The 25,036-nt window shown below is 64.8% G+C and carries 21 protein-coding genes and 1 riboswitch; of the genes, 6 read left to right on the top strand and 15 right to left on the bottom strand.

Annotated features, from left to right (window positions below; all coding sequences use genetic code 11):
• Positions 1 to 162: 162 nt before the first annotated feature.
• The 8 genes from parC to RAC97_RS01275 form a co-directional block, all read right to left on the bottom strand.
• Entirely contained in the window at positions 163 to 2,421 is a 2,259-nt protein-coding gene (gene parC / locus RAC97_RS01310) for a DNA topoisomerase IV subunit A (RefSeq protein WP_375098834.1), read from the bottom strand.
• Between the two features lie 10 nt (positions 2,422 to 2,431).
• Positions 2,432 to 2,953, bottom strand: a complete 522-nt coding sequence (locus RAC97_RS01305) for a TIGR02281 family clan AA aspartic protease (RefSeq protein ID WP_375098835.1) — start codon at positions 2,951 to 2,953, stop codon at positions 2,432 to 2,434.
• A complete protein-coding gene (locus tag RAC97_RS01300) occupies positions 2,950 to 3,936 on the bottom strand; it encodes an esterase-like activity of phytase family protein (RefSeq protein WP_375098836.1) in 987 nt (328 codons plus the stop codon). The genes RAC97_RS01305 and RAC97_RS01300 overlap by 4 nt, the downstream gene beginning before the upstream one ends.
• A complete protein-coding gene (parE, locus tag RAC97_RS01295; RefSeq protein WP_375098837.1) occupies positions 3,933 to 5,837 on the bottom strand; it encodes a DNA topoisomerase IV subunit B in 1,905 nt (634 codons plus the stop codon). The genes RAC97_RS01300 and parE overlap by 4 nt, the downstream gene beginning before the upstream one ends.
• A 35-nt stretch (positions 5,838 to 5,872) precedes the next feature.
• Positions 5,873 to 6,481, bottom strand: a complete 609-nt coding sequence (locus RAC97_RS01290) for a YqiA/YcfP family alpha/beta fold hydrolase (RefSeq protein WP_375098838.1) — start codon at positions 6,479 to 6,481, stop codon at positions 5,873 to 5,875.
• 230 nt (positions 6,482 to 6,711) lie between these two features.
• Positions 6,712 to 7,521 (bottom strand): 3',5'-cyclic-AMP phosphodiesterase, encoded by an 810-nt coding sequence (gene cpdA / locus RAC97_RS01285; protein ID WP_375098839.1) that lies wholly within the window; start codon positions 7,519 to 7,521, stop codon positions 6,712 to 6,714.
• 85 nt (positions 7,522 to 7,606) lie between these two features.
• A complete protein-coding gene (locus RAC97_RS01280) occupies positions 7,607 to 8,059 on the bottom strand; it encodes a DUF1249 domain-containing protein (protein WP_375098840.1) in 453 nt (150 codons plus the stop codon).
• Positions 8,050 to 8,667 carry an NUDIX domain-containing protein gene (locus tag RAC97_RS01275; RefSeq protein WP_375098841.1) on the bottom strand — a complete coding sequence of 206 codons (618 nt, stop codon included), beginning with the start codon at positions 8,665 to 8,667 and terminating at the stop codon, positions 8,050 to 8,052. Before RAC97_RS01275 ends, RAC97_RS01280 begins: the two co-directional genes overlap by 10 nt.
• 184 nt (positions 8,668 to 8,851) lie before the next feature.
• On the opposite strand from RAC97_RS01275, the gene RAC97_RS01270 reads away from it, so the two are divergent.
• Positions 8,852 to 9,598: an RsiV family protein gene (locus RAC97_RS01270; protein ID WP_375098842.1), complete on the top strand. Its 747-nt coding sequence runs from the start codon at positions 8,852 to 8,854 to the stop codon at positions 9,596 to 9,598.
• A gap of 180 nt (positions 9,599 to 9,778) precedes the next feature.
• Here the strand turns inward: RAC97_RS01270 and thiC are convergent, their stop codons facing one another.
• The gene (gene thiC, locus RAC97_RS01265; protein WP_375098843.1) at positions 9,779 to 11,659 is read right to left on the bottom strand and encodes a phosphomethylpyrimidine synthase ThiC; all 1,881 of its coding nucleotides are present in this window, start codon (positions 11,657 to 11,659) and stop codon (positions 9,779 to 9,781) included.
• 155 nt (positions 11,660 to 11,814) lie between these two features.
• Positions 11,815 to 11,921: riboswitch (TPP riboswitch) on the bottom strand.
• Positions 11,922 to 12,081: 160 nt separating this feature from the next.
• On the opposite strand from thiC, the gene RAC97_RS01260 reads away from it, so the two are divergent.
• Positions 12,082 to 13,518 carry a TolC family outer membrane protein gene (locus tag RAC97_RS01260; RefSeq protein ID WP_375098844.1) on the top strand — a complete coding sequence of 479 codons (1,437 nt, stop codon included), beginning with the start codon at positions 12,082 to 12,084 and terminating at the stop codon, positions 13,516 to 13,518.
• 117 nt (positions 13,519 to 13,635) lie between these two features.
• Here the strand turns inward: RAC97_RS01260 and waaA are convergent, their stop codons facing one another.
• On the bottom strand, positions 13,636 to 14,907 hold the full coding sequence (gene waaA / locus RAC97_RS01255) for a lipid IV(A) 3-deoxy-D-manno-octulosonic acid transferase (protein ID WP_375098845.1): 1,272 nt from the start codon (positions 14,905 to 14,907) through the stop codon (positions 13,636 to 13,638).
• Between the two features lie 38 nt (positions 14,908 to 14,945).
• Entirely contained in the window at positions 14,946 to 15,836 is an 891-nt protein-coding gene (locus RAC97_RS01250; protein WP_375098846.1) for a LysR family transcriptional regulator, read from the bottom strand.
• Positions 15,837 to 15,923: 87 nt separating this feature from the next.
• On the opposite strand from RAC97_RS01250, the gene RAC97_RS01245 reads away from it, so the two are divergent.
• From RAC97_RS01245 to RAC97_RS01230, 4 genes are all read left to right on the top strand, one after another.
• Positions 15,924 to 16,256, top strand: coding sequence for a DMT family transporter (locus RAC97_RS01245; RefSeq protein WP_375098847.1), 333 nt, complete (start codon positions 15,924 to 15,926; stop codon positions 16,254 to 16,256).
• Between the two features lie 67 nt (positions 16,257 to 16,323).
• Complete coding sequence (locus RAC97_RS01240; protein WP_375098848.1) at positions 16,324 to 17,499, top strand: NAD(P)/FAD-dependent oxidoreductase; 1,176 nt, start codon at positions 16,324 to 16,326, stop codon at positions 17,497 to 17,499.
• The gene (locus RAC97_RS01235; RefSeq protein ID WP_375098849.1) at positions 17,496 to 18,308 is read left to right on the top strand and encodes an aldo/keto reductase; all 813 of its coding nucleotides are present in this window, start codon (positions 17,496 to 17,498) and stop codon (positions 18,306 to 18,308) included. Before RAC97_RS01240 ends, RAC97_RS01235 begins: the two co-directional genes overlap by 4 nt.
• Positions 18,309 to 18,345: 37 nt before the next feature.
• Positions 18,346 to 19,314, top strand: coding sequence for a metal ABC transporter ATPase (locus RAC97_RS01230; protein ID WP_375098850.1), 969 nt, complete (start codon positions 18,346 to 18,348; stop codon positions 19,312 to 19,314).
• A gap of 36 nt (positions 19,315 to 19,350) precedes the next feature.
• Here RAC97_RS01230 and hldE read toward each other — a convergent pair whose 3' ends face one another.
• The 4 genes from hldE to msbA form a co-directional block, all read right to left on the bottom strand.
• On the bottom strand, positions 19,351 to 20,772 hold the full coding sequence (gene hldE, locus RAC97_RS01225; RefSeq protein WP_375098851.1) for a bifunctional D-glycero-beta-D-manno-heptose-7-phosphate kinase/D-glycero-beta-D-manno-heptose 1-phosphate adenylyltransferase HldE: 1,422 nt from the start codon (positions 20,770 to 20,772) through the stop codon (positions 19,351 to 19,353).
• A gap of 62 nt (positions 20,773 to 20,834) precedes the next feature.
• Positions 20,835 to 22,235 carry a PIG-L deacetylase family protein gene (locus RAC97_RS01220; protein ID WP_375098852.1) on the bottom strand — a complete coding sequence of 467 codons (1,401 nt, stop codon included), beginning with the start codon at positions 22,233 to 22,235 and terminating at the stop codon, positions 20,835 to 20,837.
• Positions 22,236 to 22,238: 3 nt separating this feature from the next.
• Complete coding sequence (locus tag RAC97_RS01215; RefSeq protein ID WP_375098853.1) at positions 22,239 to 23,135, bottom strand: GNAT family N-acetyltransferase; 897 nt, start codon at positions 23,133 to 23,135, stop codon at positions 22,239 to 22,241.
• Positions 23,129 to 24,949 (bottom strand): lipid A export permease/ATP-binding protein MsbA, encoded by a 1,821-nt coding sequence (gene msbA, locus RAC97_RS01210; RefSeq protein WP_375098854.1) that lies wholly within the window; start codon positions 24,947 to 24,949, stop codon positions 23,129 to 23,131. The genes RAC97_RS01215 and msbA overlap by 7 nt, the downstream gene beginning before the upstream one ends.
• Between the last annotated feature and the right edge of the window lie 87 nt (positions 24,950 to 25,036).

Below are 25,036 nucleotides of genomic sequence, written 5' to 3'. Positions count from 1 at the left end.
GCCGCCATCCGGCAACCGCAGTGATACCCATATGTGAATATTCCTACAGACAAACGGCCACGCCGCGCCTGCAAGGGCACTATCATCCGCGAAATAACCCCAGGACTCCAGCATTTCCGCCGTGTAAAACGCCGAAAATGCCGTTCCAGACCACCGGTCCGCTTACTCAGGCCGCTCTACGAGCATGCCGTCGACCCGCTGAAAGCCGCGTGGCAATTTGCTACCACGACGACCCCGCTCGCCTTTGTAGTGCTCGAGGTCATCGGGCTTGAGGGACAGGGTACGCTTGCCAGCTTGCAATACAAGCGTCGATCCCTCACCGATCACGGCAAGATCCGTAACAAATTCTTCCCTGCTGGCCACTCGCTCACCAGGAACACCGATGATCTTATTACCCTTACCTTTACCAAGTTGTGGCAGGTCAGCGACCTTGAACACCAACAGGCGCCCTTCGGTGGTCACCGCCGCCAGCCAATCCTGCTCGCGGTCGAGCACCTGGCGCGGGGTCATCACCTTGGCGCCATTGGGTAGGCTGAGCAGGCCCTTGCCGGCCTTGTTCTTGGCTTGCAGGTCTTCACCCTTGACCACGAAGCCGTAGCCCGCATCGGACGCCACTACGTACAGCGCGTCGTCATCGGGCAGCAGCACACACTCGAAGGTGGCGCCCGGCGGCGGTGTCAGGCGCCCGGTCAGCGGTTCGCCCTGGCCACGGGCCGAGGGCAGGCTGTGGGCAGCCAGCGAATAGCTGCGCCCGGTCGAGTCGATCAGCACGGCGAACTGGTTCGAGCGCCCCGGTGCCGAGGCCTTGAAACCATCGCCGGCCTTGTACGACAGGCCCGTGGCATCGATATCGTGGCCCTTGGCGCAACGCACCCAACCCTTCTCCGAGAGCACCACGGTAACCGGCTCGGTCGGCATCAGCTCGTTTTCCGACAGGGCCTTGGCCTCGGCACGGGCGACGATGGGCGAGCGGCGGTCGTCGCCATAGGTCTCGGCATCCTTGAGCAGCTCGCTACGTACCAGCTTGCGCAGCTTGCTGTCGCTGCCCAGCAGGGCCAGCAGTTGTTTCTGCTCCTTGAGCAGCTCGTCCTGCTCGCCGCGGATTTTCATCTCCTCAAGGCGCGCCAGCTGGCGCAGGCGGGTCTCGAGGATGTAGTCGGCCTGGATCTCGCTCAGTTCGAAGCGGGCGATCAGCGCCTGCTTGGGCTGGTCCTCGGTACGAATGATGTGGATCACTTCATCAAGGTTGAGGAACGCGGTCAGCAAACCTTCCAACAGGTGCAGACGACGCTCGACCTTGTCGAGACGGAACTGCAAACGGCGACGGACGGTACCGATCCGGAACTGCAGCCACTCCTGCAACAGGGTGCGCAGGTTCTTCAGTTGCGGGCGGCCATCCAGGCCGATGATGTTGACGTTGACCCGATAGGTGCTTTCCAGGTCGGTGGTGGCGAACAGATGCTGCATCAGCTCATCGGCATCGACGCGGTTGGAGCGCGGGATGATGACGATGCGGCAGGGGTTCTCGTGGTCGGACTCATCGCGCAGGTCGGCAACCATCGGCAGCTTCTTTGCCTGCATCTGTGCGGCGATCTGCTCCAGCACCTTGGCCCCGGAAACCTGGTGCGGCAACGCGGTCACGACAATGTCGCCATCTTCCACGCGGTACACCGCGCGCATGCGGATCGAGCCCTTGCCGGTCTCGTAGAGTTTCAGGATCTCGGCACGCGGCGTGACGATCTCGGCTTCGGTCGGGTAGTCCGGCCCCTTGATGTGCTCGCACAACGCCTCGATGGTCGCCTTGGGCTCATCGAGCAGGTGCACGCAGGCACTGGCGACTTCCCGCAAGTTGTGTGGAGGCACGTCGGTGGCCATGCCCACGGCGATGCCGGTGGTGCCGTTGAGCAGGATGTTCGGCAGGCGCGCCGGCAGGACCTGCGGCTCTTGCAGGGTGCCATCGAAGTTCGGCACCCAGTCCACGGTGCCCTGGCCCAGCTCGCTGAGCAGCACCTCGGAATAGCGTGACAGGCGCGCCTCGGTGTAACGCATGGCGGCGAACGACTTCGGATCGTCCGGCGCACCCCAGTTGCCCTGGCCATCGACCAGGGTGTAGCGATAGCTGAACGGCTGGGCCATCAGCACCATGGCTTCATAGCAGGCCGAATCGCCGTGGGGGTGGAACTTACCAAGCACGTCACCGACGGTACGCGCCGACTTCTTGTGCTTGGCGTCGGCATCCAGCCCCAACTCGCTCATGGCATAGACGATACGTCGCTGCACCGGCTTGAGGCCGTCGCCGATATGCGGCAGGGCGCGGTCCATGATCACGTACATGGAGTAGTTGAGGTAGGCCTGTTCGGTGAAGTCAGCCAGGGAGCGGCGCTCTACGCCGTCGAGACTGAGTTCCAGTGAGTCGCTCATGCGGGCCTCGTCATTTCAGGTTCTGGCGCAGCAGCATGGTGCCGCCGCGCTGGGTAAATTCAAGTTGTTTCAGGGCGCTCATGCCCAGCAGGATCGTCTGTCCATCCAGTCCAGGCACCACCACGGCACGTACGTCGCCCAGGCGAATGTCGCCCAGTTGCAAGCTTTGCAGGCGGGTGCGATAGCCCTCGGTGCGGCCGTTGGCAGTGCTCAACAGCACAGGTGCGCCGCGCGGCAGGTCGAGGTCGCGCGCCAGCACCTCGGGAATCGCCACGTCGGTGGCGCCGGTGTCGAGCATGAAATGCACGACCTTGCCATTGATCGCGCCATCGGCGACGAAATGCCCTTGGCCATTGCCCAGCAGGCGCACTTCGATGAAACCGTCGCCGCGTTCGGATTGCACGACCGCGTTGGGGTTCTGCTGGCGGTCTTCCCACTGGCCGAAAAAGCGCGTGGCAAGGAACATCGCCGCGGCCCAGGCCAGTACCATCAGCACCCTGCCGGCGCGCTTCCCTGGTGGCTGCTGGCTCAAGGCTTGGCGCTCCAGCCGCCGTCGGGCGCGGCGAAGCGCCATACGATCGGCCGCGTCTCGCCATCGCCGCGGCTGCCGTTGTTGTTGTCCAGGCCGATCCAGGCGCTGTCCTTGTCGATCACCAAAGCCTCGGCCAGGCCGAACGGCTGGTCGTAGCGGCGTGCGTCCGTCAACGCGTCGGCGGCGAACGACCAGCAGCGCTCGACTGCGCCAGTGTCGGCATCACGGCGGCAGATGCGAAAGGCATTGCGCTCGAGGGTGAACAGCTTGCCGTCGAACAGCGCCAGGTCGGCGAAGTCCCGTGGCAGCGCACGCGAACCGGGCATCTGCGGCGGTTGCATTTCCACGCCGGCCTCGCTGAGCAACACGCAGCTGTGGCCACAGGTCCACACCGCCTGCTGGCGTTGCACGGCAATCAGCCCGCGGCGCTCGCGCTCGGCGGCAAGCCACAGGCGGTCGCCCGCCGGGTTGATCGCCAGGCCTTCGAACAAGGCATTGAAGTGCAGCAACATGCCGCTGGCGCGCGCCTGGCGCACCATGGTCTGGTCGATGCGCAGCCAGTTCGGCTCGCCCTCGAGCGGCACTTGCAACACGGCGGCGTGGGTCTCGCTGACCAGGTAGAGGTTGCCCGCCTGGTCGCAGGTGATGCCTTCATAGTCGAGCTCACCGCCGCGAATGAAGGAAACCGCCCAGTTGCGCACCTTCAGGCCCCAGGGCAGGCCGCTCTCCGGCGCGGGCGGCGGAACAAAGGCCAACGCCTGGGCTTGCCAGGTGTTGGCCTGCTGGTCGAAGCGGTAGACCTGATCGTCGTCGCGGTCGGAGACACCCCATAGGGCGCCACGGCACAAGGCCAGGCCCGACAGGTTGCCGCCGCGCATGCCGTCGATCGGGTGCTCGCTGGCAAGCTTCAGCTGCGGCCAGTCGCCCGCCAATGTCGGCAGGGCGAACAGCGCCAGCAGAGCCGCGAGTAGCAGACGCGTCAAACCAGGACCTCGGCCAGGTTGCCCTTGGTTTCCAGCCAGTTCTTGCGGTCACCGGCACGTTTCTTGGCCAGCAGCATGTCCATGATTTCGGTGGTGCCTTGCAGGTCGTCGAGGGTCAGCTGCACCAGGCGCCGGGTGTTCGGGTCCATGGTGGTTTCGCGCAGTTGCGGCGGGTTCATCTCGCCCAGGCCCTTGAATCGCGTGACCTGCGGCTTGCCGCGCTTCTTCTCGGCCACCAGCCGGTCGAGAATGCCGTCCCGCTCGGCCTCGTCCAGGGCGTAGTAGATTTCCTTGCCCAGGTCGATGCGGTACAGGGGCGGCATGGCCACGTACACGTGCCCGGCCTCGACCAAAGGGCGGAAATGCTGGACGAACAGGGCGCACAGCAAGGTGGCGATGTGCAGGCCGTCGGAGTCGGCGTCGGCGAGGATGCAGATCTTGCCGTAGCGCAGTTGCGACAGGTCGGTAGCGCCGGGGTCGACGCCGACGGCCACGGCGATGTTGTGCACTTCCTGGCTGGCCAGCACTTCGCCGCCGTCCACTTCCCAGGTGTTGAGGATCTTCCCGCGCAGCGGCAGGATCGCCTGGAATTCCTTGTCCCGCGCTTGCTTGGCGGAGCCGCCGGCCGAGTCACCCTCGACCAGGAACAGCTCGGCACGCATCGGGTCCTGCCCGGCGCAATCGGCCAGCTTGCCAGGCAACGCCGGGCCCTGGGTAATACGCTTGCGCTCGACCTTCTTGCTCGCCTTCAGGCGCCGGCCGGCGTTGCTGATCGCCAGCTCGGCCAGTTGCATGCCCAGCTCGGGATGGCCGTTGAGCCACAGGCTGAAGGCGTCCTTGACCACGCCGGAAACGAACGCTGCCGCCTCGCGGGACGACAGGCGCTCCTTGGTCTGCCCGGAGAACTGCGGTTCCTGCATCTTCATCGAGAGCACGAAGGTGATGCGTTCCCACACGTCTTCCGGCGCCAGCTTGACGCCACGCGGCAGCAGGTTGCGGAACTCGCAGAACTCCCGCATGGCATCCAGCAGGCCTTGGCGCAAGCCGTTGACGTGGGTGCCGCCCTGGGCGGTGGGAATCAGGTTGACATAGCTTTCCTGGATGCTGTCGCCGCCCTCCGGCAGCCAGAGCAAGGCCCAGTCCACCGCCTCCTTGTTACCGGCCAGGCTGCCGCAGAACGGCTCGTCGGGCAGGCGCTGGAACTCGCTGACCGAGTCCACCAGGTAGGAGCGCAAGCCATCCTCGTAGTGCCACTCGACCTTCTCGCCGGTGCCTTTGTCCTCGAAGCTGATGGACAGCCCCGGGCACAGCACGGCCTTGGCCTTGAGCACATGCTTGAGGCGGCTGATGGAGAACTTGGGGGAGTCGAAATACTTCGGGTCGGGGCTGAAGTAGACACTGGTGCCGGTGTTGCGCTTGCCGACCGTACCGATCACTTCCAGCTCGCTGGCCTTGAAGCCATCGGCGAAGGTCATCTGGTATTCGTTGCCGTCGCGCTTGACGCGCACCCGCACCTGGCTCGACAGGGCGTTGACCACCGAGATGCCGACGCCGTGCAAACCGCCGGAGAACTGGTAGTTCTTGTTGGAGAACTTGCCGCCGGCGTGCAGCTTGGTGAGGATCAGCTCGACCCCCGACACCCCTTCTTCAGGGTGTATATCCACCGGCATGCCGCGGCCATCGTCGCAGACTTCCAGGGAATGGTCGGCATGCAGGATCACCTGTACCGAGCGGGCGTGGCCGGCCAGGGCTTCGTCGACACTGTTGTCGATGACTTCCTGGGCCAGGTGGTTGGGCCGGCTGGTGTCGGTATACATGCCCGGGCGTTTGCGGACCGGGTCAAGGCCGGAGAGGACTTCGATGGCGTCTGCGTTATAGGCGCTAGCGCTGGGATTGGCCATGGGTTCTCGTCGTCAGTCTGGTGAATGCGAAAAAATCAAAATACCGAAAAATCGAGTGCTGCATATTGCTGGCGGGCAATGTCGGCGAAGGCCAGCAATGCCGGCATTTGCTCCATGAAGCCTTGGTAGCTGTGGTCGCCGCCCGCCTGGATGCGCAGGGCGCAGGCCCGGTAGTAGCGCTCGGCATGGCGATAGTCCAGTGTTTCATCGCCGGTCTGCAACCACACCTGGTAGCGCGCGGCGTCCTGAGGCTCCGGCACTTCCAGTTCGGCCAGGGCCTGCACGTGGTCCAGGGTCAGCTCCCAGGTTTCGTCGGTATAGAGGTTGCGCTGGGTGCCGAGGTAGCCGTCGAACAGCAGGTGCGGACGTACCGCAGGGTTGACCAGCAGGGCCTTCAGGCCATAGCGCTCGGCCAGGTGAGTGGCATAGTAGCCGCCCAGCGAACTGCCGACCAGCAAGGGCGCGCCAAGCTCAGCGATGTCTGCTTCGAGCTGGGCGATGGCCTGGCGCGGGTGGTGATGCAGGGCCGGGACGCGCAGGTGTCGGGCCAGGCCCAGGTGCTGCATCACCGCCTCGAGCTGGCGCGCCTTCATCGACAGCGGCGAGCTGTTGAAGCCATGGATATAGAGGATTGAACCCGACATGCTGCCCCCGGAATCTGTGGCTTCGCGCCCGGTCGTGCGGGCGCAGGGACGCGCAGTGTAGCGTGTTCGCCGGGTTTTGGCGCAATGTGCGGTTTTTCGCAGCATAACCTTCACAAATGAGGGTGCTATCGCGGGCCTCTTCGCGGGTAAACCCGCTCCCACAGGTACCCCACTGCATTCAAATTCAGTGGGGTACCTGTGGGAGCGGGTTTACCCGCGAAGAAGGCGCCTCAGTAACCGGGGCTATTGAAGTCCAGTTTCACCACATAACCCTGCGCCCGCTCCACACCGGTTTCGATACGCCCATCGGCATGCAGGCGCAACCAGCGGTAGCCCGGTCGCTCTTCGCTGACCTTGAAGTCGTCGCTGCCCGCGGCGAACTGGATACAGGTGGAAGGCGTAGCCAGCAGGCGCAGCCCGCCACGCTGCTCATCCCACTCCTGATGAATATGCCCCCAAAGCACGGCCTTTACCTGCGAGTGGCGCTCTAGTCGCTGGAATAGCTCATCGGCGTTGCGCAAGCCAATCGGCGCGATCCAGGCGCAGCCGATCTCCACCGGCTGATGGTGGCAGCACACCAGGCAATAGCGCTCACCAGCGCCTGCCAACGCAGTCTCCAGCGCCTCCAACTGCGCGGGTTCGAGGAACCCATGAGTAGCCCCAACCACTGCCGAGTCGAGCATGACGATGCGCCAGGCGCCAATGTCGGTGACCGCCTGCACCAGATGCGGCGCAACTTGGGCCATGACCCGCGCCTCGTCATGGTTGCCGGGCAACCAGCGGGTTGGCACGTCGAACACCGAGGTCAGCTCGCGAAACGCCTCATATGAAGCCACGCTGGCATCCTGGGACAGGTCACCGGTGCACAGCAGCAAATCGATGCGTGGCTGCTCCCGACGTACCTGCTCGACCACGTGACGCAGGCTGTCGCGGGTGGCGAGGCCCAGCAGCGTGCCGGCGGGGTCGGCGAACAGATGGGCGTCGGTCAGTTGCACCACGTGCACGGGTGTCGGGACGAGGGATGGGTCTGGCTGGGCCAACGGCCTTCTCCTGGAGCGGATTCAGCACGAATTATGGCGTGAGAAAGGTTTCGAGCAAACATTCGAAACCGACGGGCATCACATTTCAGCGCACCGCTTCGAGCTCGTGGCCGCAGGCCAGGCAGTGGCTCAGCCATTCGCCCAGGAACAGGTTGAGCTGAGCTTTTTCGTCCGGCTGGTGCATCGCCGCGTTGGGGTACGGGTAAATGCTGCGCAGGCGGCGGGTGTGCTCGGCACTGACCACCTCGGCCATGCGCGCGTCGTGGTACACCTGCACTTCCAATTGCGGCACGGGCAGCCAAGGCAGGCTGTGCTCCTGGCGCACGCGTACGGTGGTGGTGTAGGGGCAGGCCAGCAGCACGTCGAGCGTCAGCACACCCAGCATCTGTTCACCCTGGGTCATGCCGATACGGCGCGAACCCTGGGCGTTGCGCATTTCCGGCAACAGGCGCATCAAGCGGGCATAGTTGGCCTCGCAGGCCGCTTGCAGGCCGGCGAGGTCGACCTTGTAGCGCTCGCGCAGCGGGCTCACTTCCACATCCCCCGCACTTCGTCACGGTTCAGCGCCAGCCATTGTAGGGCGATGATGCTCGCGGCATTGGCGATGCGCCCGTCGCGCACGGCTTGCAGGGCATCTTCGAACGACCAGACGCGCACGCGGATATCTTCGCCCTCCTCTTCCAGGCCATGCAGGCCTCCCGCGCCTTCGCTGCTGCAGCGGCCCAGGAACAGGTGCACGAACTCATCACTTCCGCCGGGCGACGGGAAGTAGCGGGTCATCGGCCACAAGGCGCTGAAGGTAAGGCCCGCTTCCTCCATTGCCTCGCGGTGGGCGACTTCCTCGGGTTGCTCGTCCTTGTCGATCAGGCCGGCGACCAACTCGATCAGCCAAGGGTTTTCCACCTTGCCAAGGGCGCCGACGCGGAACTGCTCGATCAGCACCAACTCGTCGCGCAGCGGGTCGTAGGGCAGCACGCAGACCGCGTCGTGGCGCACGAACAGCTCGCGGCTGATCTCGCGGCCCATGCCGCCGGCGAACAATTCGTGGCGCAGGTGCACCTTGTCGAGCTTGTAGAAGCCCTGGAAACAGTTGGTGCGCTTGACGATCTCGACCGCCTTGGGCACCGCATTCAACGTGTCCGACATGGGAATCCTCATTACCTCGTCTACCGCATCGCGCCATCCTACTCTGCGTGCCGCCGCGTTTCATCCCCTTGACGCGACCGTTCGGGCAGGCGGGACAGGCCGCCTTCTCTTTGATAGCTTAGTGGCGAACCGAAGGCCCTGCCGACGGTCCAAGGCCGATCATCCAAGTTCTGCAAGGATCCTCATGACGCTCGTCAAACTGACTGCCGTGGCCATGCTGGCACTGGCCCTCGGCGCCTGCCAGAGCCTGTTCGCGCCCAATTACCGGGCCCCGTTGGAGGTCAAGCGCGAAGCCTGGGAGCACGTCAAACCTGGCTGCAGCGAAAGCGACTGCCCATTGGTGAACATCGACACCGTGCATTTCCCGGCCCTGCCCAAGCTCGACGGCATCGTCGAGAAGCGCCTGCTGCAACTGACCGAGGACAGCCAACGCGCGGACGCGCCAGCCACCTTGCAGGCTTATGAACAGCAGTACCTGGCCAGCGCACAGAAGCGCAACAGCAGCTATCTGCAAGCCAAGGTACGTGAGCAGCATGACGGACTGGTGATCGTCGAGCTGTCCAGCTACCTCGACACCGGCGGCGCCCATGGCATGCCGGGGCGCGCCTTCATCAACTACTCGCGCAAGCTGGACAAGGTGCTGACCCTGCAGGACATGCTGGTGCCGGGCCAGGAGGAAACCTTCTGGAAGACCGTGGAGGAATCCCACCGCGCCTGGATGATCAGCACCGGCATGGACAAAGACGCCGAGTTCATCAAGACCTGGCCGTTCAAGCGCTCGCCACACGTGGCGCTGACCTACGGCGCGGTGGTGGTGAAGTACGAGGTGTATGCCATCGCGCCCTACTCCATGGGCCACGTCGAGCTGAAGATTCCCTACCCGCGTCTCAATGGCGTGCTCAAGCCCGAGCTGTTCCCCGGTCGCGGCTGAACCGCGCCGCTGTGAAATCGCTGCTGAACCCGTAGGAGCGGGCTTTTCGGGGCGCCAAACCGCCGCAAACCGCGCTGCGCGGTGAATGGCGCTGCCCTTGCCGGTGTTCGCGGGCAAGCCCGCTCCTGCAGGCATATTGCAACAGGTGGAAAAAGGGCGGCTAACCGCCGCCCCCCCCTACTACACCTTCTTGTACAACTGGCTACCTTCCTGTCGGAACCGCTCGGCCTGCTCGCGCATGCCGTTCTCGACCGTCACGTCCACGGTTTCGATCTTCGCGGCGTACTCCCGCACTTCCTGGGTGATCTTCATCGAGCAGAACTTCGGCCCGCACATCGAGCAGAAATGCGCGACCTTGGCCGACTCCTTGGGCAGCGTCTCGTCGTGGAAGGAACGCGCGGTATCCGGGTCCAGGCCGAGGTTGAACTGATCCTCCCAGCGGAACTCGAAGCGTGCCTTGGACAGCGCGTTGTCGCGGATCTGCGCGCCCGGATGCCCCTTGGCGAGGTCCGCGGCATGCGCGGCGATCTTGTAGGTGATGATGCCGGTCTTGACGTCATCCTTGTTCGGCAGGCCCAGGTGCTCCTTGGGCGTGACGTAGCAAAGCATGGCGCAACCGAACCAGCCGATCATCGCCGCACCAATGCCGGAGGTGATGTGATCGTAGCCTGGGGCGATGTCGGTGGTCAGCGGGCCAAGGGTGTAGAACGGCGCCTCGTCGCAGCACTCGAGCTGCTTGTCCATGTTCTCCTTGATCAACTGCATCGGCACGTGGCCGGGGCCTTCGATCATGCATTGCACGTCGTGCTTCCAGGCGATCTTGGTCAGCTCGCCAAGGGTCTCCAGCTCACCGAACTGGGCCGCGTCGTTGGCATCGGCGATCGAGCCCGGGCGCAGGCCATCGCCCAGCGAGAAGCTGACGTCGTAGGCCTTCATGATTTCGCAGATCTCGTCGAAGTGCGTGTACAGGAAGTTCTCTTTGTGATGCGCCAGGCACCACTTGGCCATGATCGAACCGCCGCGGCTGACGATGCCGGTGACGCGTTTGGCGGTCAGCGGCACGTAGCGCAGCAGTACGCCGGCGTGGATCGTGAAATAGTCCACGCCCTGCTCGGCCTGTTCGATCAGGGTGTCGCGGAACAGCTCCCAGGTCAGGTCTTCGGCGACGCCGCCGACCTTTTCCAGAGCCTGGTAGATAGGCACGGTGCCGATCGGTACCGGCGAGTTGCGGATGATCCACTCGCGGGTTTCATGGATGTGCTTGCCGGTTGACAGGTCCATGACCGTGTCCGAACCCCAGCGAATACCCCAGGTCAGCTTGGCCACCTCTTCTTCGATCGAGGAGCCCAGGGCGCTGTTGCCGATGTTGCCGTTGATCTTCACCAGGAAGTTGCGGCCGATGATCATCGGCTCCAGTTCCGTGTGGTTGATGTTGGCTGGGATGATCGCGCGGCCGCGGGCAATTTCTTCGCGCACGAACTCGGGGGTGATTTCTTTTGGAATGCTGGCGCCGAAGCTGTGGCCGGCATGCTGCTGGCTCAGCAGGCCGGCGGCGCGGGCTTCCTGGAGCTTCATGTTCTCGCGGATGGCGACGTATTCCATCTCGGCAGTGATGATGCCCTGGCGGGCGTAGTGCATCTGCGAGACGTTGGCGCCGGCCTTGGCCCGGCGTGGGTTGCGCACATGGTTGAAGCGCAGCTTGGCAAGCTCGGCGTCGTTCAGGCGCTGCTGGCCGAAGTTCGAGCTCAGCCCGCCCAGGCGCTCGGTGTCGCCGCGGGCGTCGATCCACGCCGAGCGAACATCGCCCAGGCCCTTGCGCACGTCGATGATGACGTCGGGGTCGGTGTAGGGGCCAGAGGTGTCATAGACCAGCACCGGGGCGTTCTTCTCGCCACCGAAGTCGGTGGGGGTGTCGTGCAGGCTGATTTCGCGCATGGGCACGCGAATGTCGGGGCGTGAACCCTGGACATAGACCTTGCGGGAATTGGGCAGCGGTTGCACGGACTGCTGGTCGACTTGCGCCGACTCGCTGAGGTGGATCGTTTTTTCTTGTTTGCTCATCACAGGCTCTCCAGACGGCTTCCAGCGGGCGGAATGTCGGGGAAGAACCTGAAGGGCGCGGACGCACCCCTCGATGGGTGCAGTGCCGGATACCTGGAGTGCCATCGAGCATGAAGCATCGACAATCCCGGACCTGGCACAAGAGGCTCCCGGGAAGTGAGAGCAATCTTGTTCCCTACGCAGGCGCTAACCTGATCAGGTTCAACGGGATCCGCACCTATGCGATCTCAGCCTTCGACTCAAGGCACCCCGACAAGAACGTGGGCAGTCTAGACTGGAGTGGCCGGCAAAGCCAAGCACTCTGATGCGGCCCGCCAGGGCGGGTGATGAAAGGCGCGACGGGCGATTGTTGCCGGATGCGCGTGGCACTACACTGGCGCATCTAACAAAACTCAACAGTTCAGAAATTCAAGGATCGTCCTATGCTGCGCAAACTCTCACTGGCGATAGCCGTGTCTTGTGCGTCCAACGGAGCGGCCTGGGCAGCGGACGTGCCCACGACGGTGAAGACCGACCTGGTCAGCGTCTACCAGGAAGCCGTCGACAACAACGCCGACCTCGCCGCTGCCCGCGCCGACTACGGCGCTCGCCGCGAAGTGGTGCCCCAGGCTCGCGCAGGCCTGTTGCCGAACCTGTCGGGCGGGGCCGAAATGATGAGCACCCGCACCAAGCTGGACGAGCCTTCTATCACCTCCAACCGCGGTGGCAACAGCTGGAGCGCCACCCTGTCGCAGCCGATCTTCCGCGCCGACCGCTGGTTCCAGTTGCAGGCCGCCGAGGCGGTCAACGAGCAGGCAGCGCTGGAGCTGTCGGCCACCGAGCAGAACCTGATCCTGCAAACCGCCGAGAACTATTTCGCGGTCCTGCGCGCCCAGGACAACCTGGCCTCGACCAAGGCCGAGGAAGCGGCCTTCAGGCGCCAGCTCGACCAGTCCAACGAACGCTTCGACGTGGGCCTCTCCGACAAGACCGACGTGCTGCAATCCCAGGCCAGTTACGATACCGCCCGCGCCAACCGGATCATCGCCGAGCGCCGCGTGCAGGACGCCTTCGAGGCCCTGGTGACCCTGACCAACCGCGAGTACGCATCCCTCCAGGGTGTGGTTCATACCCTGCCGGTGCAGGTGCCGACACCCAACGATGCCAAGGCCTGGGTCGAGACCGCCGCGCGCCAGAACCTCAACCTGCTGGCCACCCACTACGCCGTCGACGCCGCCGAGGAAACCCTGCGCCAGCGCAAGGCCGGGCATGCGCCAACACTCGATGCCGTAGCACGCTACCAGAAGGGCGACAACGATAACCTCGGCTTCACCAACCCGGCGCCGCAGCCCGGCGTGCGTTATGGCGGCGACGTGGAACAGACCAGCATCGGCCTGCAACTGAACATTCCGATCTACAGCGGCGGCCTGACCAGCTCCCAGGTGCGCGAGGCGTATTCGCGCCTGAGCCAGACCGAGCAGCAGCGCGAAAGCCTGCGCCGCCAGGTGGTGGAGAACACCCGCAACCTGCACCGCGCGGTAAACACCGATGTCGAACAGGTGCAGGCCCGCAAGCAGTCGATCATTTCCAACCAGAGCGCACTGGAAGCCACAGAGATCGGCTACCAGGTCGGTACCCGCAACATCGTCGACGTGCTCGATGCCCAGCGCCAGCTGTACACCTCGGTACGCGACTACAACAACAGCCGCTACGATTACATCCTCGACAACCTGCGCCTGAAGCAGGCGGCGGGTACGCTCAGCCCGCAGGACTTGCGGGATCTGGGGCGCTACCTGAAGGCCGACTACAACCCGGACAAGGATTTCCTGCCGCCGGACCTGGCGGAGGCGGCGGCGAAGAATTTCGAACGCAGGCCCTGATTTTCGTCGCCTGTACCGGCCTATTCGCGGGCAAGCCCGCTCCCACAGGTTCTCCACCGCTCTTAGGGCAGTGGAGAACCTGTGGGAGCGGGTTTACCCGCGAAAGGGCCAGAGAAATCAGCGAAGAAGCCGCGCCAAACCGTCGAGCAGCCGTTGCAACGCCCCCTGGTTGGCCTGCATCACCGCCCTGCCCGCCTCGCCCATGCGCCGCGCATCCTGCGGCAACTCGACCAGCCGCCGCACTTCCTGCGCCAGCCCCTGGGCATCGTCAACCTGGCGCAGCGCCCCCGCCTCACGCAGCATCGCGCTGATCTCGAGGAAGTTGAACACATGCGGACCGGTGATTACCGGCAAGACCAGCGCCGCTGGCTCCAGCGGGTTGTGCCCGCCCGTGGGCACCAGGCTGCCACCGACGAAGGCGATATCGGCCAGGGCGTAGAGGAACAGCAATTCACCCATGGTGTCGCCCAGCAGCACCTGGGTGTCGCTGTCGAGCCGCTCGCCAGTAGAGCGGCGCACAACGCTGAACGCCTCGGCACACAACGCATGCACCGCAGCGAAACGCTCCGGATGACGCGGTACCAGGATCAGCAACGCATCGCTGTGCACCGCCAGCAACTGACGATGCGCCTCGAGGATCAACCCGTCCTCGCCCTCGTGGGTGCTGGCTGCGATCCATACCGGGCGCGATGTCGCCGACCACTGCTCGCGCAACTGGCGGGCACGCGGCAGCAGTTGGTCGTCCACCTTCAGGTCGAACTTGATCGAGCCGGTCACCTGCACGCACTCGGCGCGCGCGCCCAGGCTGCGGAAACGCTCGGCCTCCGCCTCGGTCTGTACGGCGATCAGGCTCATTTCCTCGAGCATCGGCCGGGTCAGGCCGGCGAAGCGGGCATAGCCACGCGCCGAGCGCTCGGACAACCGCGCATTGGCCAAGACCACCGGGATACCGCGCCTGGCGCACTGGTGGATATGGTTGGGCCACAGCTCGGTCTCCATGATGATGCCCAGCCGCGGCTGCACATGATCGAGGAAACGCCCCGCTGCCCAAGGCAAATCGTAGGGCAGGTAGCAGTGCTGGATACGCGGCTCGTCCTTGAACATCGCGCGGATGCGTTCGGAGCCGGTGGGGGTCATGCAGGTCAGGGTGATTGGCAGGTCCGGGTAGGCCAGAAGCAAGGCGCGTACCATCGGCGCAGCGGCAATGCTCTCACCCACCGAAACCGCGTGCACCCAGATGCCACCGCGACGCACCGGCGGCAGGCCACGGGCAAAGCGCTCGGCGATGCGCTGGCGATAGGCCGGCGCCTTGCGACCACGCAGGAACAGGCGCAGCGCGACCAGCGGCAGGCCAAGGTGAAACAGCAAGGTATAGAGGGTTCTGTTCATGGCGGCGAAGTGTACAAGGAACAGTGGAAAAAGGCCTGCTAGCCAATCGCCTTTAGGTGGACTGCGAAGCGTTGCGCCAACCACTGCGCCGCAGGCCCCAGTGGCTGATCGCGACGCCAGGCCAGTTCCACCACCAGCGCCGGGGGGCGCCACTCGCTGGCCAGTTCCACCATATGGGCCTGGTAGGTCGGGTACTGCACCACATGACGCGGCAACCACGCCCAACCCAGGCCTCGCATGAGCAGCTCGGCCATGGCGTAGAAGCTGTCGGCGCGCCATACCTGCGGGCTGATCGCCTGGCCGCCGGGGTAGTCGCTTTCCTGAGGCGCGATCAGCAACTGGCGATGACGCGCCAACTGCTGGCGAGTGACACGGCCCAAATGGGCCAGGGGGTGGCCCACGGCACACACGGTGACCATTTCCACGCTGCCCAGGACACGCCGCTCCAGCGACGCCGGGATGCTCTCATGATGGAAGAACAAACCCAGGTCGGCACGCCGTTCCACCAACTTGCGCGCCACGTCGCCCTGGGCAGCGCTGGCCAGCTGCACTTGCAGGTAGGGGAAGCGACTGGCCAGCTCATCCAGGCTGTCGATCACCGGCTGGTAAGGCATGGCTTCGTCCTGGGCCACTCGCAACAGGGCTTCCTGGCCGCGCATCAGCGCCAGCGCCCGCCCTTCAAGATGTTCGCACTGGCGCAGCAACTCGCGGGCATCTTCCAACAACGCGGCACCACTCTCGGTCAACTGGGGCTGGCGACCACTGCTGCGCTCGAACAGGGTCACGCCGAGGTCGGCCTCCAGCATCGCGATGGCGCTGCTCACGGCAGACTGCGCCTTGCGCTGCGCCCGCGCCACGGCAGAAAACGAGCGTAATTCGGCAACCTGGACGAACAGGCGCAGCTGCTCGAGGTTCCACTGATCGGCCATCGACCTATCTCCTTTAACGATAGGTAATGACTTTACCCCATCTGATCGAAGCCCGAAAATGCCGCCCATCAACGGAGGAATCGCACCATGAACGCCTACATCTACCTGACCATCGCCATCTTCGCCGAAGTCATCGCCACCGCTTCCATGAAGTCGGTCAAGGGCCTGAGCACTCCGCTGCCCCTGATGCTGATGGTCTGCGGCTATATTCTGGCGTTCTGGATGCTGACGCTGGTGGTGCGCACCATCCCGATCGGCATTGCCTACGCCATCTGGGCAGGGATGGGCATCGTCATGATCAGCGTGGCAGCGCTGGTGATCTACGGGCAGAAGCTGGACACCCCGGCCATGCTCGGCATGGCCATGATCGTCGGCGGCGTGGTGGTGATCCAGCTGTTCTCCAAGACCACGGGGCATTGATCGAAAGGCGCATGTGCCTGATGCGGGCTGTATACTGGGCAATCGTTCCAGTCTTCGAGGTACCCGCATGCCATCCGCCATTTCCACTGACGTACTCATCGTCGGCGCCGGGGTCGCAGGGCTCTGGCTCAACGCCCGGCTACGCCGGCTGGGCTATTCGACGGTGTTGGTGGAACGCGCGAGCCTGGGCGGCGAGCAGACCATCAAGTCCCAGGGGATCATCCACGGCGGCACCAAGTACGCCCTGCATGGCGCCCTGACCGGCGCCTCGGAGGCCATCGCCGATATGCCCCGGCGCTGGCGCGAGGCGCTGGCCGGCAGCGGCGAACTCGACCTGAGCCGCACCCGGCTGCTGTCCGATGCGCATTACCTGTGGTCGCCCGGTACCCTGGCCGGCAACCTCACCAGCTTCTTCGCCAGCAAAGCCGTGCGTGGCCGAGTCGACCAGGTCAAGGGCGAGCAACTGCCGCCGGCACTGCAGGACCGCGCTTTCAAGGGCAAGGTCTACCGCCTGGCAGAGCTGGTGATCGATGTGCCGAGCCTGCTGGCCAACCTGGCGGCACTCGGCGGCGACGGCCTGCTGGCCGGTGAACGTATCGAGCCGCTGCACGAGGCTGGCGAACTGGCTGGCCTGGTGGTCGACGGCCGCGCGATTCGCGCACAACGTGTGGTGCTCAGTGCCGGTGGCGGCACCGCGGCCTTGCTCGAGGCCCTGGGCCTGGAACAGCCCGCCATGCAACTGCGGCCGCTGCACATGGTCATCGCCAAGGGGCCGAACCTCAAGCCGCTGTACGCCCATTGCCTGGGTGGCGGGCCGAAGCCGCGGGTTACCGTGACCACCCACCCGGCCAGCGATGGCCAGTGGGTGTGGTACCTGGGCGGCGACCTTGCCGAAGCCGATGGCGTGGCACGCGGGCCCGCCGCACAAATCGCGGCGGCGCAGAAGGAAATCGCCAGCCTGCTGCCTTGGGTCGACCAGAGCCTGGTGCGCTGGGCCACCCTGCGCGTCGACCGTGCCGAGCCTGCGCAGTCGGGCCTGGTGCGCCCCGACAATGCCTTCCTCGCCGAACAGCAGCGTCTGCTGGTGGGCTGGCCGACCAAGCTGGCCCTCGCGCCAGACTTCGCCGACCGCGTGCTGGCCAGTTTCGAACGCGATGGCGTTCGCCCCCTCGCCCACCCCGAACTCAGCGACCTGCCTCGCCCGCCATTGGGTGTACCTGCCTGGGAGCAACTGCTGCCATGAGCCTGCCAACCCTGCACGACTTCCACCGCCCACTGGGCAGCACCGGCCTCAGGGTTTCGCCGCTGGGCCTGGGCACCGTCAAGCTGGGCCGCGACCAGGGCGTGAAATACCCCTCCGGCTTCACCATTCCAGGCGACGACGACGCCCGCTTGCTGTTGGCCCAGGCACGTGAGCTTGGCCTCAACCTGATCGACACCGCCCCCGCCTACGGCCGTAGCGAAGAGCGCCTTGGGCCGCTGCTGCGCGGTCAGCGCGAGCAATGGGTGATCGTCAGCAAGGTGGGTGAAGAGTTCGACGATGGCACGTCACGCTTCGACTTCAGCGCCGCGCACACCCGTCGCTCGGTCGAGCGCAGCCTCAGGCGTCTGGAAACCGACCGCATCGAACTGGTGCTGGTGCATTCCGACGGCAACGACCTGGCCATCCTCGAGCAGCAGGAGGTGTACCAGACCCTCGCCGCGCTCAAGCAGGAAGGCAAGATTCTCGGCTATGGCTTCTCCGGCAAGACCGCGGAGGGTGGCCTGAAGGCTTTGGAACAAGGCGACTGCGCCATGGTCACCTATAACCTGAACGAGCAGGCGGAGCGCCCGGTGCTGGACTACGCTGCCGCACACGGCAAGGCCATCCTGGTCAAGAAGGCCCTGGCCAGCGGCCATATCTGCCTGTCGCCAGGTGTCGACCCGGTTCAGGCCAGCTTCGAACTGTTGTTTGCCCACCCAGGCGTCAGCAGTGCTATCGTCGGCACTATCAACCCAGTGCACCTGGCCCATAACGTGGCCACCGTCGCCCGTATCCTGGGCCAGGCCTGAGCCGCCAGCGCGGCCGCCCAACGCAAGGAGGAGCCTCGTGGCGCGAACGCTGATCCGCAAGAACCCCAGCAACTTCAAGACCCTGCCCCTACATGTCGAAGCGACCCCCGACGGCCTGACGTACAAGAGCATCGGCATGCCGCTGAACTTCGCCCAGACCCTGCAAAGACGCAAGGCAATCAGCGTCGATGACAGCGAGCATTTCGTGGCTGAGCTGGCCAACCTCGGGGTGTCGGTACGGCTGACCCTGCACTGGCAGAACCGTGACTACTGGGTGCTGGTGCGCCAGCGGCGCCAGGACCGCGGCGATGTGGTGCTGAAGCTGATCTCGGGTTACGTACCGGCCCAGGAACTGAATATTCCGCTGCACACGGCCATTCAGGAAGTCGCCGAGGAGTGCCTGCTGGAAACGCCCGAGGGCTGGCTGGGCGGTCGCTTCAACGACACCTGGCTGCCCACCCCCTACGCGGCGGCCCTGCATTACCGAGAGACACCGCCCTTCGAGCTGTCCCCGGCATCCGGTGCGGCGCGACCGGTGCACTGCGCCAATCTGACGCTGCTGGAGCGACCGCGGGCCTATGTGCACTTGCCCACCGCCTCTCTGCAATTGATCTACGATCTGCGCTTGCAGGTGCCGAAGGACGCCAAGTCGCTGAGCCTGTTCCACGTCGATGAACGGCTGGAGGGCGACCAGCTGGTGACCCGCCTGAACCGCAAGCGCCCCGACCTGTACCTGATGCCGCTCAAGGATGGCCAACCCACGGCCGAACTCTACACCCTGAAGAAAGACCAGTTGGTACCGGCGAGCACGCGCGGCCTGTACCTGGCGGAAAGTTTCGCGCGCCAGGAAGGCTGGGTGGTGAAGGATGAGCGGGTACGCTGGAGGGACTGGCTGAAGCAGCAGGGCCTGGAGGAGCCGAAAGCCAGCAAGGCATCGCACTTGCGGCGTTTCAGTGACAAGGCGAAGGCGCTGCTGCGACGCGCACGCACATCGCTGCACAAATAACGAAAGGGGCTGCAATGCAGCCCCTTTCGGCATCCATCAATGCTTGCGGATTTTCTCGACGATCGCCGTGGTCGAGCTATTTTCTACCAGCCCCAGCACCCTTACCGTGCCGCCATAGGCCGTGACGATATCGGCCCCTACCACCTGGTCGATGCCATAGTCGCCGCCCTTGACCAACACGTCGGGCTTGACCTGGCGCAGCAGGTTCTCGGGCGTGCCTTCGGGGAAGCTGATGACCCAGTCCACCGCCCCCAGGCCTGCCAGTACGGCCATGCGCCGATCGACACTGTTGATCGGACGGCCCGGCCCCTTCAGGCGGCTCACCGAGGCGTCGTCGTTGACCGCGACGATCAGTCGGTCGCCCTGGGCGCGCGCCTGCTCGAGGTAGGTCACGTGGCCGGCATGGAGGATATCGAAGCAACCGTTGGTGAAGACGATCTTCTCGTTGTGCGCGCGGGCATCGTCGATGGCCAGCAGCAACTGCTCCAGGCCCAGCACACCTCGCTCGGAGCCTTCCTCACGCTGGATCGCGCGGCGCAGTTCGGGAGCGCTGATGGCGGCGGTACCCAGCTTGCCGACCACGATCCCCGCAGCCAGGTTGGCCAGGGCAACGGCGTGGGGCAGGTCTTCGCCGGCGGCGATGGCGGCGGCCAAGGTGGAAATCACCGTATCGCCAGCACCGGTCACATCGAACACTTCGCGGGCACGGGCCGGCAGGTGCAGGGCCGGGTGGCCGATGCGCAGCAGGGTCATGCCGTGCTCGCCGCGGGTCACCAGCAACGCGCCGAGGTCGAGATCTTCGAGCAGCTTCAGGCCCTTGCCGACCAGTTCGGTCTCGTCGGCGCAGCGGCCGACGATGGTTTCGAACTCGCTCAGATTAGGAGTGATCAGGCTGGCGCCACGGTAGATGGAGAAGTCCTTGCCCTTGGGGTCGGCAAGTACCGGGATGCCCTTGGCCCGGGCCGCCTCGATCAGGCCCTGGTGATCGCGCAGGGCGCCCTTGCCGTAGTCCGACAGCACCAGCACCTTGACCCCGGCGAGCAGGTTGTCGACTTCCGCGCCCAGCGACAGTGGATCGGTGGCGAACGGCTCCTCGAAATCGATACGCAGCAGCTGCTGGTGGCGGCTCATGACCCGCAGCTTGACGATGGTCGGCTGGTGGGCGATGCGCTGGAAGACCGAACGAACGCCAGCAGCCTGCAGGCTGTTGGCCAGGCTGTCGGCCGCCTCGTCCTGGCCGGTGACGCCAACCAGCGAGGCCGGGGCGCCGAGCGCTGCGATGTTCAAGGCAACGTTGGCCGCACCACCCGGGCGGTCCTCGATCTGGTCGACCTTGACCACCGGCACTGGCGCTTCAGGCGAGATACGCGAGGTACCGCCATGCCAGTAGCGGTCGAGCATGACATCGCCGACCACCAGTACCGGGGCTTGATCGAAACGCGGCATGGACAACTTCATGGACAACCCATCAGACAAAATGAACAGGGGCGGGATATTAGCACAGGGCTAATGACACCACTTCACTTGGCGATTCGCCGCACCCAGAACAGTTCGTGGCGCCTGACCGCCTTGCGGAAGAATTCGTCCTCGCCCGTCACCGGCCAGCGCCGCGCGCCGAGCAGCCACTGGATAAGTCGACGCACACGCTCCTTGAGCGGCAACGGCCCGCGCAAGTCGTGCTGCATGCCCAGTGCCATGGCCTTGTCGAGCTGGGTCTCGGGGTCCAGCGAGGGGCTCCACAGGCGATCAGCCGGCAGCGGCTCCAGGGTAGGCGGCAAGGCGACCCCCGTACCGGCCGGGCCCATTGGCCAGCGGTCGTTGTCGTGCAGGTGATTGGCATAGAACAGTGCGGTGCCGGGTTTGCAATCGCTCTGCGCGATGGCCTGGAAGATCGCCTGGGTCGTGGCGACATGGTCGGCATGCGGGTCCAGCTCGGGGTGCGGGGTGATGATCACCTCGGGGCGATAGTGTTCGAGCAGTGCCACGAGGTCCGCCACCAGGTTTTCCCAGGTGGGCGCACCATCGCGGTCGGCCGGAAGTTGTAACGGGTTGTGCCGACGCACGCTGCGGATATCGCTTTCGCCCGACTCACGCGAACCGAAAGCCTTGCCGGGCTCATCGTTCATCGCGGGCAATTGCAGGCAGTAGTAGCCCAATTGCACGCAGTGACTGGCCTTCACCCCGCCCCACAGCGGCACCGCCAGGCTGTCCCAGCTGCGCAGGCGACCCTTCAGGCGAGCAGCGGCAGCGGTGTCCAGCCCAAGCTCGTGATAGCTGTCGGCCTCGATTTCACCTTGAGTCAGGGTGGCGATAGCCACCTCGGGGCTATGGCTGTAGAAACCGAATGCCGCCAGCTCCGCATCGTCGGCATGGGGGGCGAGAATCAACGCGCGTTGTTGGCGGTAGTCCGGGCTCGCCATTACATACAGGCGCGCCTCGCGATGCACCCAGCAACGCCGGCCGCGTATCACCAGTTCACCCCGAGTCAGTTGCTCGCGCTGGCCGGAAAGGTTGAGGTAGCGCTGGCCGCTGGCGCGCCGCTCGAAGTCCTGGCGGTCGTCGCCAACTTCGATGAAGGGGTCCAGCCAGCGGCCCAGCCAGCAGTGGTGTACGCGAACGCACAGAATGAGGGTTTCCCCTTCACCCGGTTCACGGGACAGCTTTACCCGTCCATCCTCGAGGGTGACGGGTTGCGAATGAGCGTCATCGGGGAACAGGTATTGGTAGTCGTCGCTGCTGCGATAGAAGAGGTGGTCGGCAAACCACGCCTCGTGGGCGACCCAGGCCGCCAGCAAAACCAAGGGCAGCAACCACCAGGCGACGGCCGCCCCCAAGGCCAGGGCGGCCAGCAGCACGACCAGCAGGGTAATGCGCTTTCTACGACGATGAGCCTTCAAGAGCAGTTGCTTGCGTGCGCTCATTACTCAGACCTGATAGACCGCCACCTTCCGGCACCAACGGTCTTTGTATTCACGATCGGCGCGACCGAACGAGTAACGCAGGGGCTTGCCTATCGCCCTGGCGTCTTCCCAGGCCTGCTGGGTGTTGACGAAGCTCAGTACGCTACCAGGGCTGAAAGCACGGCTCTGCGGATCGACCCCGCCATTGATGTACTCCAGCGACACCCATTCTGGCGCCTCAACCCTGTACAGAACCTGAACGGCCACCGGGGCGCCATCGAGCAGCACCACCGACCCTGTCATGAACTCGCGCAGCAGGCCGAACACCTCCACCAGGCCCTGCTTGCCCGGCACCTCGAAGGCCCAGCGGCGCTGGAACAGGTCGGCGTACATCGCCGCCTGCTCGGCAGGCGTGAAGTCGCTCATCGGCCGCAGGCTGCCGCCCGACTCTTCGAGCAGGCGCAACTCGCGCCGCTGGTTGTAGCGGAACTTCTTCGAGTAATCCTCAGGCTCGCGGGCCAGCGCCAGGCCCTCGGGCTGGTTGCGTAGGGTCGCGATGTTGTCGGCATTGAGCTCGGAGACATAGCCCATGCGCTGGCGAACCGGAACCTGGACCGAGTTAGCGATGGGCAGGATGACCTCGGCATTGCCCAGGTCCAGCAGGCCACGCTTGCGCTCACGCTTGAGCACATCCTTGGCCAGCGCCAGGTACCGACCCGAACAAGGCATGGCGGCCTGCAACTGACCGTCGGCGTGCCAGCCCAGGTAGCGCACCGGCAGCTCGAGAAACGCCGACAGCCGCGCCACCACCTCCGGGTGCGTGGCAAAGCTGCCGCCATATCGATGCCAAGCCTTGGCGTAGTCTGTTGCGTCGATTTCCTGCCAACCCCGTTCACGCCACGCGCGCAACAGGTTCAGCATACGTCGGCGGCCTGCGCGGGCTTGTCGTCGTCGCCTTCCTCGAACTCGCGGGCATGCAAGCGCGCGTAGTGGCCGTTGCGCGCCAGCAGCTCGTCGTGCGAGCCGCGCTCCACGATACGGCCATCCTCCATCACCAGGATCAGGTCGGCCTTCTCGATGGTCGACAGGCGGTGAGCGATCACGATCGTGGTGCGATTCTGCACCACGTGGTCGAGTGCTGCCTGGATGTGACGCTCGGATTCGGTGTCCAGGGCCGAGGTGGCCTCATCGAGAATGAGCAGCGGTGCATCCTTGAGCAAGGCCCGGGCAATCGCCAGGCGCTGGCGCTGGCCACCGGACAGCAGTACGCCGTTTTCCCCCACCAGGGTGTCGTAGCCTTGGGGCATCTTGCGGATGAACTCATCGGCATAGGCCTCGCCGGCTGCCTTGTGCACCGCCTCGATGGGCGCACCGGCCAGGTCGCCGTAGGCGATGTTGTTGGTGACCGTGTCGTTGAACAGGGTCACCTGTTGGCTCACCAGGGCAATGTGACGGCGCAGGTTGCGCAGGGTGAACGCCTGCACTTCGTCATCGTCGAGCAGGATCTGCCCATGCTCATGCTGATAGAAACGCGGAATCAGCCCAGCCAGGGTCGACTTGCCGCTGCCCGAACGTCCCACCAAGGCCACCATCTGACCGGGCTCGGCGACAAAGCTGATGTCGTCGAGCACCTTCTTGTCGGTGCCGGGGTACTGGAAGCTCAGGTTGCGCACCTCGAGACGACCTTGTACGCGCTCGCGCTCGATGGTGCCGCTGTCGACTTCCGGGGCTTCGTCGAGTTGCTCGAAGATGCTTTCCGCGCCGGCCACGCCGCGCTGAATGGTCGAGCTGACCTCGGAGAGCTGGCGAATCGGCTTGGGCAAAAGGCCGGCCATGGTGATATAGGCCACCAGGTCACCGGCGGAAGCCTCGCCACGCAGCAGCAGCACCAGGAACATCACGATGGCCATGGCGCTGTAGGTCACCAGTTGCAGGGTCGGCGTGTAAACCGCGCCGGTCTTGGTCATCGACAGCTGCTTGTTGGTATTGCTCAGGCTGGCCTGCTTGAAACGGTCCTGTTCGTAGGTTTCGCCACCGAAGCTGCGTACCACGCGGTAGCCATGAATGGTTTCCGAGGCAACGTGGGTGACGTCGCCCATGGACACCTGGATCTTCTTGCTCTGCTTGCGGAATTTGCGGCTGGTGCTGCTGACCATCAGAGCGATGATCGGCAGGATCGCCACCATCACCAAGGTCAGTTTCCAGTTCATCCACAGCAAGGTGCAGAACAGGAAGACCACGGTCATGCCTTCGCGGATCACCACCTTGATGGCATCGGTCGCGGCGCCGGTAACCATGGTCACGTTGAAGGTGATGCGCGAGATCAGGTGCCCGGAGTTGTGCTTGTCGAAATACTGGTTAGGCAACTCGAGCAGCTTGTTGAACAGCACCACCCGCAGGTCATGTACCAGCCCCAGGGAAACCCGGGCGAGGAAATAGTTGCCCAGGTACGAGCCGACACCTTGCCAGGCGGCGATCGCCACGATCATCAGCGGCACGGCCTGCAGCAGGCGCAACTCGCCCAGCCAGGGGTTACCGGGGAACAACACGGCATCCGGGTTGGCCAGGCCGTCGACGAAATACTTGAGGATGTAGGCCAGCATTGGCTGCGTCGAGGCAAACAGCAGAAAGCCTACGATGCTGAGGATGAACAGCCCGATGTAAGGGCGCACGTAGGTCAACAGGCGGAAATAGATCGCCAGGGTGGACTGAGGGCGAGGTTCAGGACTGCTCATGGGAATCCGCACACTAAAATGAGGCGCCGATCATATCACAGCGACTTTTCACCCCCATGAAACCGACAGCAGCGACACCGAGGCAAG

This window comes from Pseudomonas sp. LS_2 (assembly GCF_042709235.1).
In the GTDB taxonomy this organism is placed as follows: domain Bacteria; phylum Pseudomonadota; class Gammaproteobacteria; order Pseudomonadales; family Pseudomonadaceae; genus Aquipseudomonas.
Note: the sequence above shows the minus strand (reverse complement) of the source record. Positions and strands in the feature narration are given on the sequence as shown.